This is a genomic window from Microbacterium jejuense (assembly GCF_019511665.1).
GTDB classification, from domain to species: Bacteria; Actinomycetota; Actinomycetes; order Actinomycetales; family Microbacteriaceae; genus Microbacterium; species Microbacterium jejuense_A.
In genome coordinates this window covers 62,494-80,126 of sequence record NZ_JAEUAW010000012.1, presented here as the reverse complement: position 1 = coordinate 80,126, position 17,633 = coordinate 62,494, and the positions used below count along the sequence as shown (strand labels likewise).

The window sequence follows — 17,633 nt, the reverse complement described above, 5'->3', positions numbered from 1 at the left end:
GGATGCCCGCCGTCAGGCGTCGAGTGCCGCGATGATGTCGACCGGGGCCGCCTGCATGGGATGCGGACCGGCGATGTCGAAGAACACCGTCGTGATGCTGTCTTTGTGCGTCTCCAGAAACGCGCGCAGCCACCCCGGCGACTGCAGCGCGACGGCCGGCGGCAGTGCGGCGGGCTTGTGGGCGGCGTCGCTGAACAGCAGCAGCGCGAGGTCGCCGGTGTTCGGGTCGCGGTAGGTCCAGACCTCGCCGACGTCGAGCGGATTGTCGCGCTGCCCCGGCTTCATGAGCGGCACGACGGTGGGACCGTGACGCAGCGCGAAGGCGACGGCAGCCATGTCCTGCGTCTGCAGCGCGTCGCTGAGCTGCGTGTTGCGGAACTCCAGCGGTTCCTTCGACTTCTTCACGCGCTTCTTGCCTGCCACTCCATCAGCCTAATCAGTGGTTCAGGCCTGACGACGGCTCACGAGAGGAACCCGCGCAGCAGCGCCTCCGAGCCCGCGAGGTGCTCGAGGATCGCCGCGACGGCGGCCTCCGGGCGCCCCGCGAGGATCGCGGTGACGATGCGCTCGTGCTGCGCGTTCGAGTGCTCGATGTTGCGGTGCAGCAGCGGGAACGTGTTGAGCCATTCGTTCACGCGCGCCCGGTTGTCTGCGGCGAGCGCGACGAGCGAAGGGATGCCGGCGGCCTCGGCGATCGCCAGGTGCAGCTGCGTGTCGAGCCTGCGGTAGTCGGACTCGGTCGCCGCCGCGACGGCCTCGTATCGCGCCCAGAGCTCGTCGCGCGCCGTTGCGTCGAGCGTGCGGGCGGCGGCGGCACGGGCGGCACCGGCTTCGAGCACGCGCCGCAGGCCGAGCACGTCCTCCAGCTCCTCCGCGGTCACGTCGCGGGGGTTCTCGGGCTGCGGCAGCGGGTCGGCGACGAATGTGCCGCCGTAGCGTCCGCGGCGCCGCACCAGGTACCCGGCGTCGGCGAGCTCGCGGATCGCCTCACGCACGGTGTCGCGGCTCACCGCGTACATGGCGGCGAGGTCGCGCTCCGACGGCAGCGACTCCCCCGGCGCGACGACGCCGAGACGCACGGTCTGCACGAGCCGCGCCGTGGTGTCTTCGAGCGCGTTGCCCTCGCGCACCGGCCGGTAGACGGCCTTGCGCACCTCCGCCAGCGGCGCGTCGGTCATGCGGGCAGCGCGGATCCCAGCGAGAACATGGATGCCGCGGCCACCAGTCCCTCGAACAGCCGGCGATCCTCGGTGTTCGCTTCGGGGTGCCATTGCACGCCCACGAGGTAGTCGTCGCCGTCGGACTCGAACGCCTGGACCAGACCCTCCTGGCCGCGCGCGGTGGCGACGAGTCCCTCGCCGAGCCGCTCGATGCCCTGATGGTGGTAGCTGTGCACGTCGAGCTCGCCCGGGCCGATGAGCTCTGCGAGCCGGGATCCGCTGTCGACGGTCACCTCGTTGATGGCGTACTGACCGCCGCCGACGCAGTAGCGCTCAGTGCCGAGCGCCTCGGGCAGGTGCTGGTGGAGGGTCCCGCCACGAGCGACGTTCACGAGCTGCAGCCCGCGGCAGATGGCCAGGACGGGCATGCGGCAGCGCTCGGCGCCGCGGAACAGCGCCAGCTCCCACGCGTCGCGATCCGGGCGGGCAGGATCGGTCAGCGGGTGCCGCTCGGCACCGTACAGCGCGGGGTCGACGTCGAGACCGCCGGTGAGCAGCAGCCCGTCGAGACGCTCGAGCACGGCGTCGACGACGTCTTCCGCCGCGGGCTGCGGCGGCAGCAGAACCGGGATGCCGCCCGCCGCCGTGACCGAGGTCACGTACGGTTCAGGCAGGAACGCCCCGCGCTCCTGCCAGACGTCCTGCGTCACGAGCTCAAGGTAGGTCGTCAGGCCGATCACCGGCTTCCTCGTGGACCCCAACTCCCACCATCCCCTCAAAAGTTCCGCCGCAAAGGTAGACACAGCGTACCAATAGGGGTGACAATCGTCGAAAGCACGCACGACCGGTTGTTCGGCCAACACCCGGTGCGGGGAGCGGGGCGGTCCGGGGGGACGCCCCGCTCCGCGGTCTCTCGGGGCAGCACGCGCAAAGCGCGGGTTCAGTACAGCAGGAACTGCTTCGGCTGGGTCGACGGGATGCCGCCGATCTCGACCGACAGGTTGTACGAGGCGCCGCCGCCCGGAGCTCGGGGACGCGTCGCGTCGGCGCATGTGCCGACGGCGGAGCGCGTGCGGTCCCACGCCAGCGGCGAGGCGCTCGAGACGGTCTGGCCGGCGGCTATCGTGACGATCATGTCGCTGGGCTCGCTCTGGCAGTCGGTCGAGCGCCACCAGACGTCGTCGCCGCTCGTCACAGTGAAGGACTGGGCGCTGGTGCCGACGTTGAGCGTGCAGTCGGGGCCGTTGTTGGTGAGCTTGATGGTGAACTGGGGGGTCTGGTCGCCCGAGTACGTGTCGGCCGAGGTCACGGCCTCGACGGCGACGTCACCGGCCACGCACGGCAGTGCCGTCGGGGTGGCGCCGGGCGTCGGCGACGCAGTGCCGTCCGTCGCACCACCGGTGGCTCCCGCGTCTCCCGCAGCGTCGGTGGCGCCGGACGACGGCACCGGCAGCGAGTCGGTCTGATTCTGCTTCGTCGTCGACGCGTCGTCCTTGGCGGCCGCGTCGTCCGCGACGCCGGCCCACGGCTGTGCGATCAGCAGCCACACGACTCCGGCGATCACCAGCAGCCCGATGAGCAGCACGAGGCGCCGACGGCGGTACACCGCCGGGGAGTGACGACGTCGCGGGGTGGTGCCGGTCATGCTGACAGGCTAAACCGCGGTGGGCGGCATCCCGATCCGGCGCGCGCCGGGTGGCGAAACCCTCAGCGTGCGCGAAGGTCAGAGCCGCTTGAGCATGCGGGTGTTGCCGAGCGTGTTCGGCTTCACGTGCGCGAGGTCGAGGAACTCGGCCACGCCCTCGTCAGGAGAGCGGATGAGCTGCGAGTACACGTCGGGGTCGACGACCTGCTCGCCGATGGGCTCGAAGCCCCGGCGGGTGAAGAACTCCACCTCGAAGGTGAGGCAGAACAGCCGCGAGAGCCCGAGAGCGCGGGCGTTCTGCTCCAGCCGCTCGACGATCGCGCGGCCCACGCCGTGGTGCAGCCACCCGTCGGCCACGATGAGCGTGCGCACCTCGCCGAGGTCCTCCCACATGACGTGCAGCGCGCCGCAGCCGATCAGCTCGCCGTCCGCGTCCTCGGCGACGATGAACTGCTGCGTGGCCTCGTACAGCACCACCAGGTCCTTGCCGAGCAGGATGCGTCGCTGCACGAACGGCTCGAGGAGCGCCTGGATGCGCCGGATATCGGGTGTGCGCGCCGGCCGGATCGTGAACTCTGCCACCCGTCCAGCGTAGAGCCCCGCGGACGCCGGAACGACGAAGAGCGGATGCCGCCGGCATCCGCTCTTCGTCTGTCTCTGCGCTGCGCGTCAGGCGTTCGCCGCGAGGTCGGGCGTCGCGCTGATCTCGCCGTTGTGGACGACACCCACCGCGACCTTCTCGCCGCGCGGGCCGTGCTCGAACACGAACTCGCCGTTCTCGGCGTCGACCTTCACGTGGTCGCCGGGGTTCAGCTCGCCGTGCAGGATCTTCTCCGACAGGCGGTCCTCGACCTCACGCTGCATCGCACGACGCAGCGGGCGGGCCCCGAGGGTCGGGTCGAAGCCGATCTCGATGAGCTTGTCCTTGGCGGCATCCGTCAGCTCCACCGTCATGTCGCGGTCGAGCAGACGCTCGCCGAGACGCTTGGTGAACAGACCCACGATCTGGCGCAGCTCGTCCTTGTCGAGCTGCGGGAAGACGATGATGTCGTCGACGCGGTTGAGGAACTCGGGCTTGAAGTTGCGCTTGAGCTCTTCGTTGACCTTGCCCTTCATCCGCTCGTACGTGGTGCCGGTGTCGCCCTCGACCTGGAAGCCCACTGGGCCACCGGCGATCGCCGACGAACCGAGGTTCGTCGTCATGATGATCACCGTGTTCTTGAAGTCGATGACGCGGCCCTGACCGTCGGTCAGGCGGCCCTCTTCGAGGATCTGCAGCAGCGAGTTGAAGATGTCGGGGTGAGCCTTCTCGATCTCGTCGAACAGCACGACCGAGAACGGCTTGCGGCGCACCTTCTCGGTGAGCTGGCCGCCCTCTTCGAACCCGACGAACCCGGGAGGGGCACCGAACAGACGCGAGACGGTGTGCTTCTCGCCGAACTCCGACATGTCGAGCGAGATCAGCGCCTGCTCGTCGTCGAAGAGGAACTCGGCGAGCGCCTTGGCGAGCTCGGTCTTTCCGACACCGGTAGGACCGGCGAAGATGAACGAGCCCGACGGGCGCTTCGGGTCCTTGAGGCCCGCACGCTGACGGCGGATCGTCTTGGAGAGGGCGGCGATCGCCTCCTCCTGTCCGATGACGCGCTGGTGCAGCGCCTTCTCCATGAAGACGAGGCGGCTCGACTCCTCTTCCGTGAGCTTGAACACGGGGATGCCGGTGGCCTGGGCGAGCACCTCGGCGATCAGGCCCTCGTCGACGACCGCGTGCGACGCGACGTCGCCCGAGCGCCACTGCTTCTCGAGGCGCAGACGCTCGGCGAGGAGCGACTTCTCTTCGTCGCGCAGGGCGGCGGCCTTCTCGAAGTCCTGGTCCTCGGAGGCGCGCTCCTTGTCTTCACGGACCTTGGCGATCTTGTCGTCGAACTCGCGCAGCTCGGGCGGGCTCGACAGGATCGACAGGCGCAGGCGAGCGCCGGCCTCGTCGATCAGGTCGATGGCCTTGTCGGGCAGGAAGCGGTCCGAGATGTAGCGGTCGGCGAGGTTCGCCGCCGCCACGATCGCGCCGTCGGTGATCTGCACCTTGTGGTGCGCCTCGTACCGGTCGCGCAGGCCCTTCAGGATGTTGATCGCGTGGGGCAGGCTCGGCTCGGCGACCTGGATGGGCTGGAAGCGGCGCTCGAGGGCGGCATCCTTCTCGAAGTGCTTGCGGTACTCGTCGAGGGTCGTCGCACCGATCGTCTGGAGCTCGCCGCGGGCGAGCAGCGGCTTCAGGATCGATGCCGCGTCGATCGCGCCCTCGGCGGCACCCGCACCCACGAGGGTGTGGATCTCGTCGATGAAGACGATGATGTCGCCGCGCGTGCGGATCTCTTTCGTGACCTTCTTCAGGCGCTCTTCGAAGTCACCGCGGTAGCGGGAGCCGGCGATGAGCGAGCCGAGGTCGAGCGAGTAGAGCTGCTTGTCCTTGAGCGTCTCGGGAACATCGCCCTTGACGATCGCCTGGGCGAGACCCTCGACGACCGCCGTCTTGCCGACACCGGGCTCGCCGATGAGGACGGGGTTGTTCTTGGAGCGGCGCGACAGGATCTGCATGACGCGCTCGATCTCCTTCTCGCGCCCGATCACCGGGTCGAGCTTGTTGTCGCGCGCGGCCTGCGTGAGGTTGCGGCCGAACTGGTCGAGCACCTGCGATCCGCCCTGGGTGCTGCCCTGGGTCTGCTCGCCGGCTCCGCTGGCGACGCCCGCGGGCTCCTTGCCCTGGTAGCCCGACAGCAGCTGGATGACCTGCTGGCGCACCTTGTTGAGGTCGGCGCCGAGCTTGACGAGCACCTGGGCCGCCACGCCTTCGCCCTCGCGGATGAGGCCGAGCAGGATGTGCTCGGTGCCGATGTAGTTGTGGCCGAGCTGGAGCGCCTCGCGCAGACTCAGCTCGAGCACCTTCTTGGCGCGCGGGGTGAAGGGGATGTGGCCGGTCGGCTGCTGCTGACCCTGGCCGATGATGTCCTGCACCTGCTCGCGCACGGCGTCGAGCGAGATGCCGAGGCTCTCGAGGGCTTTGGCGGCGACGCCCTCGCCCTCGTGGATGAGACCGAGCAGGATGTGCTCGGTGCCGATGTAGTTGTGGTTGAGCATCTTCGCCTCTTCCTGGGCGAGGACGACCACACGACGGGCACGGTCGGTGAATCTCTCGAACATCTCGTTCACTCCTCCGGGGCACCTCGGGTCGGTTGACCCACTGCGCCTTACATCGAGGGTAACGAGGCACCCGGGAGCGCACGGCCGTGTTCGCCGTGGGCATAGCGCCCGCCCCTCGGTCCCTGAGCTTGTCGAAGGGTTGCATCGCGGCATCCACAGGGTTTAACGTTTTTCGATAACAACGTTTATCGATATGGAGACGAGGATGGTCATGCAGTCCACACCGCGCACCCGCGTGTCGCTCGGAGAAGGGGTCGTGCTCGGCGTGATCGCCACCGGCGCGGTCAGCGTCGGGATCGCGGCGCTGGTGGCCATCGTGCAGCGCGCGATCGCCGTGTTCGGCGACAGCCCGACCATCGCCATGCCGGTGATCGGCGGCGACGTGGAGGGACTCGACGGCGTCGCCGACGTGACGGCGGCCGTCTACACGTCGGCCGATGTGACGTTCGCGGCCCTGCCGACGAGCGTCGCCTGGCTGCTGCTGCTCGAGGGCGCGCTGCCCGCCCTCGCCACGATCGGCGTCTGCGCGATCGCCTGGTGGCTCGGCGTCTCGCTCATCAGGGCGAAGCCGTTCCGCGCGTCGATGCCGGCGGCGATCGGCATCGCGGCGTGCCTCGTGATCGCGGGCGGGCTCGGTCAGCTCGCAGGAGCGTGGGGACGGGCGCTCCTCGTGGAGGATCTCGCCGCGACGGACGAGGCCGTCACCGACGTGTTCTGGACGTTCATGCTGCAGCTCGACCTCGCCCCCATCGGCTGGGGCTTCGCGCTCGCACTGGTCACGATGGCCTTCGAGGTCGGCACGCGCCTGCAGCGCGAGACGGAGGGACTGGTGTGATGACCATCGGATGGGGCGACCCGGTCGGGCTCTCGATCGCGGCGCTCGTGGTGCTCGCCGTCATCGGCGCCGCGCTCGGCTTGCTGGTGTGGGACGCCCGCCGCCGGCGCGTTGCGTCGGTGGTGCTGGATGTCACGGGCGCCGTGGCCCGCGTCTGGGTGGCGCTCGTCAGCCTCGGCGCCATCGCCGGTGTCGTGGCGCTCCTCGTCTCGCCGACGACGACGATCACCGGCTTGCCCGTCAGCGTGGAGTGGCCGCTCCCGCTCCCCTGCCAGGAGCCGGGGAGCGACACGTTCGACGAGCCCACTTTGTATTGCGCGTGGATCGTCACCGCCAACGCCGACATCGGTGCGCTGTCGGCCGGGGTGAAGGCGATTCTGCTCGTCGGCAGCGTGTGCGCATGGGTTGTGGCGGCGATCCCCGGTGTCCTCGTGGCGAGGCTCTGCCGGCTCGCGGCGGCCGGCCGGCCGTTCGCCCGTGACGCGTCGCGCTGGCTGATGATCTCGGCGGTGTCGGTGCTCGCCGCGGGGATCGCATCGGACGTGCTGCTGACCGCAGGCCGATACCTCGCCGCACTCGAGGCGCTCGGCGACACAGCGCCGTCGGGCTTGGCCATGACGCTGCCGGTGTGGCCGATCGGCGCTGCGCTCGCGTTGGCGGCCCTGGCCGTGATCTTCCGGCACGGCGCCCGCATCCAGCGCGAGACGGATCTGCTCGTATGAGCCCGGCCGACGACGAAGGACCCTCCGGCGTCCACTGCCGGCTCGACGAGCTGCTCGAAGCTCGCGGCATGACGCTCACGCGCCTGTCGGAGCTCGTCGGAGTGTCGGTCGTGAACCTGTCGATCCTCAAGAACGACCGCGCCCGCGCGATCCGCTACTCGACGCTGTCGGCCATCTGCCGCGCGCTCGACTGCGAGATCGGCGAGCTGCTGGTGCGCGCGGACTGAGACCCGGGTGGATGCCGGCTCCGTCCTGTTCCCCTGTCACAGACTGTCTCCGTAGCGCGCCGATTGTGACAGGGGAGCCGGCACACCGACCTGGGCGAGCGGAAGCGGGGGGGAGGGCGCTGCTCCCCTGTCACGAGTTGCGGGGCAGCGGCGCGCCTTGAGACAGGGGAAGCGCGAGGAGGCTGGCCCCTGACGCCTCAGGGCAGGGTCAGGCACGAGACCGGATCGCCTCGCGGACGCGACGCACGAACTCTCGCGGGCTGCCGAAGAGCTCGGTCTTGGTCACCCGGACGACGATCCACCCCGCGGCAGCCAGCCGCTCGTATCGCTTGATGTCGTAGTCCCATTGCGCGGGGTCGAGCAAGTGGTGTTCGCCCTCGTACTCGATGGCGACCCGATGCGCGGGGTACGCCAGGTCGACGGCACCGAGTCGCACGTTGCCTTCGAATACCTCGAAATTGAGCTCGGGTTCTGGCAGACCCGCATCGACAAGGGTGAGCCGGCAGTACGTTTCAGGACGCGAAGCGGATCGGGTGCGAATTCGGGGCAGCGCAGCGCGCAGCTGCCCGATCCCGACACGCCGCCCGCGTCTCGTCGCAGTCTCGAGCGCTTGAATCGTGGTCTGCGGTTCGGCCACGCGCCACGTGCGCACAGCCGCGTCGCCCGCTGCGATCAGGTCATACGGGTCGGCGAGGATCCTTCCGAGCATCGCCCACGTCGTCGCGGGGTCGGAAACCAGCAACCCGGTGCGAGGCTCTCGCACGACCGAGACCTTCCCCACGACCTGGTGACCTCGGACGCCTCGGCTGCGCGGCAGCCGGCGCGGCTCGGCCACCGCGATGTCGATGGCGCGGCCGCTCACCAGCCGCAACGGCAATGGCCATCCCCATAAGATCGCGGCCGTGATGTGACTGGCGAACTCGAACTCCGACGATCGTGCACCGTATGCCAGAGCGCGCATCAGATGCTCGATCTCGTGCTCTCCGCGCGGGCGCCCGAAGCTGTCGAAGGCGACGGCGTCCGGTGTCGCCGCATCGCCGCGCACGCGCACGCCGTGGAACGGGGCGTCAAGATCGCTGGCTCGCAGGCGCGCCGGGCTGACCTCCGCGGCGATGGCGTCCGCCACGACGAAGCGATCGCCGAGCTGGGGAGGAAGGCTGGTCCGAGGCATCCCCTCACTCTTCGCAACTTCGACAGCCTTCCCGACGGGTCCAGCCGTCGATGTGGACAACCCGGCCCCCAGGTGCGCCTGCGACCTCGAGGGGAGGAGCCTCCCCGCCCCGTCTCACTCTCAGCTCCCCTGTCGCAACCCGCGGCGATCGACGGCACTTTGTGACAGGGGAGCCGAAGATGTGCGCGCGGACTGAGACCGGGTGGATGCCGCGGCCCGCGGCATCCACCCGGTTCCGGTCAGGCGCGACGACGCCGGCGCGAGAACAGCAGCACGGCCACGCCTGCGCCGGCGAGGAGCACGGCGAGAGCGAGGGACGACACGAATGCGACGCCGGTCGGCGGAAGGGGTCCCGGCCCCGGCGTCGGCGGGAGGGCGTCGGCGCAGGCTTCGGCGGTGCCGTCGATGACACCGTCGGAGCCGACCGACGCGGTGTTGAGATGGCCGCCGGCGGTCGTCGGGTCGGAGCCGTCGACGCAGCGGCGCGCGTCGGCGGTGACAGAGCTCGGCACCGAGGCGACCACCGTCACCGTGTAGACGTGCGACGCCCCTGCCGCCAGCGGCGCGTTCGTGGCCACCCGCACCGCGTCCACGCCGTTCCAGCCGGCCTCCACCGGCACGTCGTCCTCCGAGACCACCGTCGCCGAGACGATCGTGATCCCCGTGCCGAACTGCAGCCGGTCGTCGAGGTCGTACGACTGCTCGGTGTCTCCGACCGACGTCACGACGAGGCGATAGCCGATGCGGTACTGATCGCCGCCAAGCGAGACGGGCTGCTCCGACACGGTCTTGGTCACCGAGAACTGCGCGATGCGCGCGTTCGTGAACGAGCACAGCACGGTGTCACCCGCCGCGACCAGGACGGTCGCGCTCACCGCATCGATCACGGGTTCGCCGCTGGAACCCGTGCAGGCGAGCGCGCTGAGGTCCCACGCGGGATCCTGCAGCTCGCTCACGGTGTACTCGCCCGGCTCGAGCGGCGAGGTCGTGAAGGGCTCGTCGCCGTCGGTGAGCGAGAACGATTCGGCGGCACCGTGGACGGGGCCCCACTCGAAGTCGAAGGCGGCGGTCGCCCCGGCGGGCTGGGTCGACTTGTCGACCACCAGCACGCCCCACTGGGTGTTGGAGAAGGTGCAGGTGACCGTCTCGCCCGGCTGCAGGTCGATGATCCCGGTCAGTCCGTCGGCGCCCGACTCGCCGCCGACGCACTCGAGCGACGTGCCTTCGTAGCCGTCTGCCGGCAGTTCGGCGACCGTGTACGTGCCGGCCGCCACGTCGTCGAACGCCTCGCTTCCAGTGCCGCCCGAGGTCGTGATCGAGAACTCCTGTTCGTCGAGCCACGTGCCCGTGTAGTCGAACGTCGCGTCGTCACCGTCGACGGCTTTGACGACGACGATGCGGCCGAGCTTCTCGTTCGTCGCGGTGCACGAGACGGCATCGCCCGGGTCGATGGTGAACGCGTCGAGGTCTTCGATGCCGACGGGCTGACCACCGGGAGGCGTGACCTCGCACGCGAGCGCCTCCGTCACGCGCCAGCCCGGTGCCGCCGACTCCTCGAGCGAGTACACGATGCCCGGGGTGAGGTCCGGAAGGTCGACGCTGCCGTGGCCGTCCGTCGTCGTCGCGGTGAGGGTCTGCGGGGCGCCGCCTTCCGGCGTCAGCACGAAGTCGAACGACCCGTCTCCGCCGACCGCCGTCTTCTCGATCGTGCCGCTGCCGAGCACGGCGGCGTTCTCGGCCTCGCACTGGATCTCGGCGCCCGGGAGCGCCGTGAACGTCACCCCGCCCTCGACGGGCTCGGCGCCGTCCGCGTCGCACGCGAAGTCGGTGAGGCTCCAGCCCGTCGAGTCCTCCGTGACGGTGTAGGTGCCGCCGGGCACGAGTCCCGTCCACTCCGCAGGATCGCTCGTGCCGGGGCCCGTTCCGGCGAGCGTCTGGGTGGCTGACGGGTCGGCAGCCGGGTCGATCGTGACGTCGACGCTCCAGTCGTAGCCGTCGGCGACTCCCGTGACCGTCTTGGTGATCGACACCGTCGGCGCGATCGCGGTGTTGGTCACCGCGCACGAGATCTCGTCGCCGGGCTCGGGCGTGAACGCTGCGCCGGATTCGATCGGCTCGCCGCGGATGCCGCAGTCGAACTCCCCCGCGGCGAAGCCGTCGGCGACCTCGGTGAGCTCGTACCGCTGCCCGGGCACGAGACCTTGCCATGCCAGCGCTTCGGACGACGTGCTGCCGGTGCCGGCGGCATCCTGCGTCGAGACGTCACCCGCGGCGGGGTCGAGCGTGACGGGGAAGGACCAGCCGTAATCGTCGGCGACGCCGGCGACCGTCTTGACGAACGACAGCGTCGCCGGGGCGGCGGTGTTCGTGATCGAGCACGTGATGGCCTGGCCGATCCCCGCCCGGAACTGGTAGCCGGATGCCGCGGTGTCGGCGTCGGGGACCGTGCACGTGAAGCCGTCCGTGCTCCACTGCTCCTGCGGGGCCTCGGCGAGCGTGTACAGCGTGCCCGGTACGAGCTCTGCGAACGCTTCGGACTCGGTCGCGGCGCCCGTGCCCGAGATCGTGAGCGGGTTCGCAGGCACGGCCTCGGGCGTGAGCGACATGTCGAACGACCAGTCGTAGTCGTCGGCGACGCCGGCAACCGTCTTCTCGATGGTCAGCGACGCCTGCGCGGCGAGGTTCGTGACGGTGCAGGCCACCTGGCCGCTCAGCGGTGCGACGAAGCTGAAGACGTTGAGCACCTGTTCGACCTCGGCACCCACGCAGACGACGTCGTCGAGGGTCCAGCCGGGCGGCAGGGTCTCGCCGATCGTGTACCTCGTGCCCGGCACGAGGCTCGCCCAGCTGGCGGACGCGCTGGGCACGGCTCCGGTTCCCGCGAGGTTCTGCTGCGGGGCGCCCGACACGCCGGCGGCCGGCGAGATGGTGAGCGGGAAGCTCCACGACAGGTCCGCGGCCACACCGGTGACAACCTTCTGGACGGTCAGACCCGACGCGCGCCCGGCGTTCGAGATCGTGCAGCTCAGCGTCTGACCCGGCTGCGCGGTGAAGGTGAACGAACCCGTCTGGCCGACGACGCCGTTGCAGAAGATCGCACCCTGCGCCCATCCGTCCTGGGGCGTCTCGGTGAGCGTGTACTGGCGCCCCGGCACGAGGTCGGTCCAGGTCGCCGGCGCCGTCGTCGAGTTGCCCGTGCCCGCGAGCGGCTTCGTGCCTTCCGAGCCGCCGGACCACGCCAGGTTCAGGTCGAACGACCAGTCCAGGACGGAGGCGACGCCGGTGACCGTCTTGGTGATCGACACACCGGCCGGCACGGCGGCGTTCTCGAGGTCGCACGTGAGCTGCAGCCCGGGCACTGCCACGAACGTGAAGTTGCGCGTTTCGGGGGTGAGGTCTGCGACGATGTCTCCGGTCGCGACGTCACGGCAGGTGTAGCCCTGTGTCGTGTACCCGGTGCCCGTCGGCTCGGAGAGCGTGTAGGTCACGCCGGGCGTGAGGCCGGTCCAGGTCGCCGTCGGCGATCCCGTGCTCGACACGGTCTTGGTCGGATCGGTGATCCCACCCGTCGGCGTGATGCTGAGGGGGAACGACCAGGCGAGCGAGGGATCGACCCCGCTCACCGACTTCGTCACCGACACCGACGCGGTGTCGGCCCGGTTCGACACGTAGCACGTGACGACGCCGCCGAGCGGCAGGTCGATCGTGAGCGACTGTGCTTCCGCATCGACCGCCCAGTCGATCTCGGTCGTGTTGCAGAAGGTGGCAGGCGCGTCGTTGAAGTGCCAGCCCGCGGGCATCTCGCCCTCCGTGATGACGTAGTCGCCGGGGTCGAGATCGCTCCAGCTGCGGAGCGCACCGTCGATCGCGGGGTTCGAGTTGATCGTGAACGCCTCATCCTCGGATGCGATGCTCGGACCCTCGATCGTGAAGGCGAACTGCTGCGTGTAGTTCGGCGGCACGGAGCGCTTGATGAGCACGATCGTGCCGGGCACCGCGTTGGTGAAGTAGCACTCCGTGGTCTCACCGGGCAGCACCGAGAAGGTCGCCGTGCGGGTCTCGAGGTCACCGGTGTGGTCGCTGCCGCCGTAGGTGCAGGCGAGGTCGGCGAGGTCCGTGATGGGCGCGACCGTGTCGGGCACCTCGGTGAACGAGAATCCCTCACCGGGGACGACGTCGTCGATCTCGTACGCCACGAGTTCGCCGTCGTCCTGTACGCCGTCGATCGTGAAGCTCTCGTGACCCGGCAGCGTGCTCGTGAAGTCGAAGCTGCGCACCTGGTCGCCGGTGCCGTGGACTTCCTTGTAGACGATGACCTTGCCGAGCTGCTCATTCGTCGCGGTGCACGCGAACACATCGCCGTTGTCGACGGTGAAGTCGCTGAGATCGGCGACAGGGACGGGCGGCCCGCCCGAGATGGGCGTGCGGGTGCAGGCGAGCGCCGCCGTCGAGGTCCAGCCCTCCACCGGGGGCTCGGTGAGCGAATAGTGCAGTCCGGGGGTGAGCGGGGGCAGCGGCGCAGTGCCGGTGTTGTCGGTGGTCGTGACGTCAACGGTCGTGGGCGACGACGACGGCACCGTGTCGAGGACGAAGGGAAACACCCCGTCGCCGCCGACCGTGGTCTTCGTGATCGTGCCGCTGCCGGGCACGGCCGCATTGCCGGCTTCGCAGATGTAGGAGGCTCCCGGCTCCGCGACGAACTGGAAGCTCGCGAGCAACGACACGTCCGTCAATATGCGGCCGCCGACGACGCGGCACTCCAGCGCGCTGTTCCACCCCGCTTCGGCCGTCTCGTCGATCGTGTAGAGCGCGCCGGGCGTGAGAGCCGTCCACCCGAGTGGGCCGGCCGTCCCGGGGCCGGTGCCGGCGAGTGTCACGGGGTTCGGCTGTCCGTCGGGAGCGGGGCTGATCCCGAAGTCGAACGACCACGGGACGCCTGGGCCGATGCCCGTGGTCTCTTTGATGACGTTGACGGTCGCCGTCTGCGCGGTGTTGGTCGCGACGCAGACGACCGACCCGCCCTGCGGCACGGTGATCGTGATGGATCCGGCCTGTCCGCCGGGGATCGTGGTACCGGTGCAGGTGATCTCGCCGGCATCCCATCCCGTCAAGCCTCCCTCGGCCAGGGTGTAGGTGCCGGCGTCGACGTCGGTCCAGCTCACCGAGGCCGCGTTGGCCGGCCCGGTGCCGGTGCCGGACACGGTCTTGGCGACGCCCTCACCACCGCCCGGGGTCAGCGTCACGGGGAACGACCAGGGCGTGTTCACCGCGAGTCCTTCGACGGTCTTGGTGAACGTGACGGTGGCCGGTGCGGGGCTGTTCTCGACCTCGCAGGCGACCACGTCGCCCACCATCACCGAGAACTCCTCGCGCGGGTCGATCGTGTAGGGATCGCGGCCGTCGTTCGGTGTCACGGTGCAACTCGGATCACCCTCGATCCAACCGGTTTGGTCGCGTTCGGTGATCGTGTACAGCTGACCGGGCACGAGCTCGAACGATCCGGTGCCCACGCCCGCCACGGCGTTGATGGTGATCGTCGTGGCGGGGTCGCCGGTGCCCACGGCGGTGAGGTCGAAGTGGAACGCACCGCCGTTGCCGCTCGTCGTCGTCTTGGTGATCGTCGCCGACGCCGGCTGCGCGATGTTCTGCAGGTTGCAGAGGATCGTCGGCGTCGCGCCGCTTGCGAGCGGAGCGGTGAATCGGATGCCGCCAGGAATGGACTCCGCCGTGCCGCCGGTGCAGCCGGTGAGCAGCTGCTGCACCTCGTCCGGGAGGTCGATCTCTGTCAGCTCGTACACCTCACCCGGGATGAGGTCGCTCCACGCCTCGGTGACGGCCGAGGTGCCGACCCCCGAGATGGTCCGCTCGGTGGAATCGCCCGTCGACACGCGCGTCAGCCGCACCTGATACGACCAGTCGTAGTCCGACGAGAGTCCGCTGGAGATCTTGCGCAGCGAGAAGCTCGACGTCTGCGCGGTGTTCGTCATGCCGCACTCGAGCTGCTGCCCGATCTGGGCGTCGAAGGTGAACGAGAGCGGATCCGTGTCGAGGTCGGTCACGCCCGCGCAGCTGATCGCCCCCATGCCCCATCCCGCCCGAGGCGCCTCGCGGATGACGTACCGCTGCCCGGGCCGGAGCTCGCCCCAGGTCGTCGACGTGGAACCCGGCCCCTGACCGGCGAGCGCACGGGTGTCGCCGGGTGCGGGCGAGAGGGAGACGTCGAAGCTCCATGCCTGCCCCGCTCCGACGCCGGCCACGGTCTTCGTGATCCGCGCCTGTGCCGGCTCCATCGCGTTCACGAAGGTGCAGGTGATGTTGGCTTCCGACACCGCTTCGACGGTGAGCGTGTTGCCGACGAGGGTGTGGTTGACAGGATCGCCGTTCTGACGACTGCACACGGCCGAGTCGAGGGACCACCCGGGCAGCTGTTCCTCGGTGATCACGTACTGGCCGGCGAGCACGTCGGCGGTCCAGGACCAGTCGTCGCCGATCGTGTTGAGCGAGACCGACTCGGGCCCGGTCTCGTCGAACTGGGGGCCGGTGATCGAGAAGGCGAAATCCTGGTCCCACTCGGTGACGGGCCTGGTCTCTTTCGTGATGGTGAGGTTGGCCCGCTCCGGTGGCGGCGTGAGCGTGTTCGTGAACGAGCACGTGGCGGTCGAACCGGGGCGGAGGGTGATCTCCGCGGTGTTGCCTTCGAGGTCCGCGTCGGAGCCGTAAGGAGGATCGAAGCAGCTGAGCGAGATGAGGTCGAAGCCGTCGATCGGCACTTCCGCCGCACTGTAGTCGCCCGGCGCGAGACCGGAGAACGTCCTGGTGGCGATCGCGAAGCCCGGAACGCCGGTGTCGACCGGCGTCAGTTCGAAGTCGCCGAGCAACGCCGACTCGAACGAGAACGTGGTTCCGGCGAGATCCAGCGGAACGCGCTTCTCGATGGTGAGCGTCGCGAACTGCGTGTTCGTCACGGTGCACGTGATGTTGTCGCCGACGACGGCGGTGACCTCGAACGCGGCTGTCGCCTGCGCGCTCTGACCGTTCGAGCACGACCAATCGGGCGCGATCCACCCGTCGGCCTCCGCCTCCGCGATCCGCACGGTGCCGGCCGGCACCGCGATCGTGAAGCTCTCCCCGTCTCCGAGGTCGCCCTGCGAGGTTCCGTCGACAGTGAACCCGAAGCGCGCATCCGACCCGTCGGGCAGCGTCTGTTTCGTCACCGTGAGGAGGGCTGCCGTATTCGTGAGCACGCAGTCCGTCCGTCCTCCGCCCTGCAGGGTGAACGGCGTCGAGGGCTCCGTCACGTCGACCTGACGGGTGACGCCGGTGCGATCCACGTACGTGCAGACCGCTCGTTCGAGCTGCCAGTTCTCGGGCAGTCCCGTCTCCTCCAGATGCAGCGACTGACTCGAGATCACGCCCTCGTAGACCTTCGTCTCGTCCTTGCGGACGGTGTCGGCGATGGAGGTCTGATCCGGCGGGATGACGACACCCTGAGACGTGTCGTTGGTGACCGTGAAGCCGAAGGCGTCGTCCGTCGTGCCGGGGGGCGACACCTGCTTCGTCACCGAGAGCGTGCCGCAGTTCGCCACCGACATCGGATCCTGGGCGGTGAAGAAGTCGCCCAGGTTGGAGGTGGTGCTCTGCGAGGAGCGGAAGAAGGTGGTGCCGATCGTGTAGGTCGAGCACACCGAGTCGCCGAACAGCCCCGCGTTCGTGAGGTCGATGCCGTACTCGAAGAACGTGTTCGGATCGGTGTTGAGGTTCGGTCCCTCCGTTCGGACCCCCGAGGCATGGGTGAAGTCGATGGCCCGGTTCGACTCGAGCCACTGCCCGGGGCCGTCGACGGCGTCGCAGTTGCCGGAGGTCGGAACCCACTCGCGCAGCACCGCATTGCCGTCCGGCCAGAGCACGTCGAGCATGACGTCGTCGCATCGCCCGGGCGCGGGACCCTCGAACACGACCGCCGTCGCGAACGAGGCACTGCCGCCACTCGCACGCGTGAAGTAGCCGTAGAGCATGAAGTGCCGCAGGCCGTCGCCGTCCGAGAGCGCTTCGACGGCGTACCCCGCGCTGCAGAGGTCTGCCGCGCCGCTGGCGTTCTGAGCGCGCGTTACCCACGGATTGGTGTTGATCGTGGTGCCGCCCTGACCGACCGTCGGGTCGGCGTTGCCCGCGCAGTTGTTGAAGCTGCCGTCATCCCACGAGAACGTGGCCTGGAAGATCCCGGTCGACGACAGCCCCTGCGCCGTCGTGTAGGGCGCCGTCGGCACGAGCACCGGCGTCTGGCTCTGCGTGGGCGGCGGCTGCAGGAAGTCGTCCCAGTCGAACTGCGTCGGCGGCGCGCCGGTGGTCCGTGCCTTGTGGCCGTTGAGCTGGAATCCGGTCTGCAGCCCGCTGGGAAAGGTCGCCCCCTCGGCTGTCGGCGCGGGCGCCGTCGGCGCCATCGGCAGAAGGACGCCGGCGAGCAGACCGACCGTGGCCAGCACGACGATCGAAGCACGAGGATTCCCCGTGGGTGTTGCTTCCGGTTTCTTCCGAAGCCAGGTCCTGCGCACCGATGCTCCCCTCGGGAAAGCCCTCCGTCCGCTCACCATATCGACGAGAACCGCAGATAGCGAGCACTTCTCGCCCAACTGCGTGGTTCCGGGATGCCGCCGGCCGCGGCATCCCGGAACCACCGC

At 69.6% G+C, this 17,633-nt stretch carries 11 protein-coding genes; 3 read left to right on the top strand and 8 right to left on the bottom strand.

Features of this window, described 5'->3' with window-relative positions:
- Window positions 1-12: 12 nt before the first annotated feature.
- The 6 genes from JNB62_RS14785 to JNB62_RS14760 all read right to left on the bottom strand — a co-directional run bounded on the left by JNB62_RS14785 (window position 13) and on the right by JNB62_RS14760 (window position 6,000).
- Window positions 13-423 (bottom strand): dehydrogenase, encoded by a 411-nt coding sequence (locus tag JNB62_RS14785; protein ID WP_220301663.1) that lies wholly within the window; start codon window positions 421-423, stop codon window positions 13-15.
- A gap of 38 nt (window positions 424-461) precedes the next feature.
- Entirely contained in the window at window positions 462-1,178 is a 717-nt protein-coding gene (locus JNB62_RS14780) for a FadR/GntR family transcriptional regulator (RefSeq protein ID WP_220301662.1), read from the bottom strand.
- On the bottom strand, window positions 1,175-1,900 hold the full coding sequence (locus JNB62_RS14775) for a gamma-glutamyl-gamma-aminobutyrate hydrolase family protein (RefSeq protein WP_220301661.1): 726 nt from the start codon (window positions 1,898-1,900) through the stop codon (window positions 1,175-1,177). Before JNB62_RS14775 ends, JNB62_RS14780 begins: the two co-directional genes overlap by 4 nt.
- A gap of 200 nt (window positions 1,901-2,100) precedes the next feature.
- Complete coding sequence (locus JNB62_RS14770; protein ID WP_220301660.1) at window positions 2,101-2,805, bottom strand: hypothetical protein; 705 nt, start codon at window positions 2,803-2,805, stop codon at window positions 2,101-2,103.
- A gap of 78 nt (window positions 2,806-2,883) precedes the next feature.
- Window positions 2,884-3,387 (bottom strand): amino-acid N-acetyltransferase, encoded by a 504-nt coding sequence (locus JNB62_RS14765; protein WP_220301659.1) that lies wholly within the window; start codon window positions 3,385-3,387, stop codon window positions 2,884-2,886.
- Between the two features lie 87 nt (window positions 3,388-3,474).
- Complete coding sequence (locus JNB62_RS14760; protein ID WP_220301658.1) at window positions 3,475-6,000, bottom strand: ATP-dependent Clp protease ATP-binding subunit; 2,526 nt, start codon at window positions 5,998-6,000, stop codon at window positions 3,475-3,477.
- Window positions 6,001-6,211: 211 nt separating this feature from the next.
- On the opposite strand from JNB62_RS14760, the gene JNB62_RS14755 reads away from it, so the two are divergent.
- From JNB62_RS14755 to JNB62_RS14745, 3 genes are read left to right on the top strand one after another with little or no spacing between them, the layout of a single operon-like run.
- Window positions 6,212-6,835, top strand: coding sequence for a hypothetical protein (locus JNB62_RS14755; protein WP_220301657.1), 624 nt, complete (start codon window positions 6,212-6,214; stop codon window positions 6,833-6,835).
- Window positions 6,835-7,557 carry a DUF2975 domain-containing protein gene (locus tag JNB62_RS14750; RefSeq protein ID WP_220301656.1) on the top strand — a complete coding sequence of 241 codons (723 nt, stop codon included), beginning with the start codon at window positions 6,835-6,837 and terminating at the stop codon, window positions 7,555-7,557. Before JNB62_RS14755 ends, JNB62_RS14750 begins: the two co-directional genes overlap by 1 nt.
- Window positions 7,554-7,784, top strand: coding sequence for a helix-turn-helix domain-containing protein (locus JNB62_RS14745; protein WP_220301655.1), 231 nt, complete (start codon window positions 7,554-7,556; stop codon window positions 7,782-7,784). Before JNB62_RS14750 ends, JNB62_RS14745 begins: the two co-directional genes overlap by 4 nt.
- Window positions 7,785-7,992: 208 nt before the next feature.
- Here JNB62_RS14745 and JNB62_RS14740 read toward each other — a convergent pair whose 3' ends face one another.
- Entirely contained in the window at window positions 7,993-8,955 is a 963-nt protein-coding gene (locus JNB62_RS14740) for an endonuclease domain-containing protein (protein ID WP_220301654.1), read from the bottom strand.
- A gap of 239 nt (window positions 8,956-9,194) precedes the next feature.
- Window positions 9,195-17,438 (bottom strand): prealbumin-like fold domain-containing protein, encoded by an 8,244-nt coding sequence (locus tag JNB62_RS14735; protein ID WP_220301653.1) that lies wholly within the window; start codon window positions 17,436-17,438, stop codon window positions 9,195-9,197.
- Window positions 17,439-17,633: the final 195 nt, after the last annotated feature.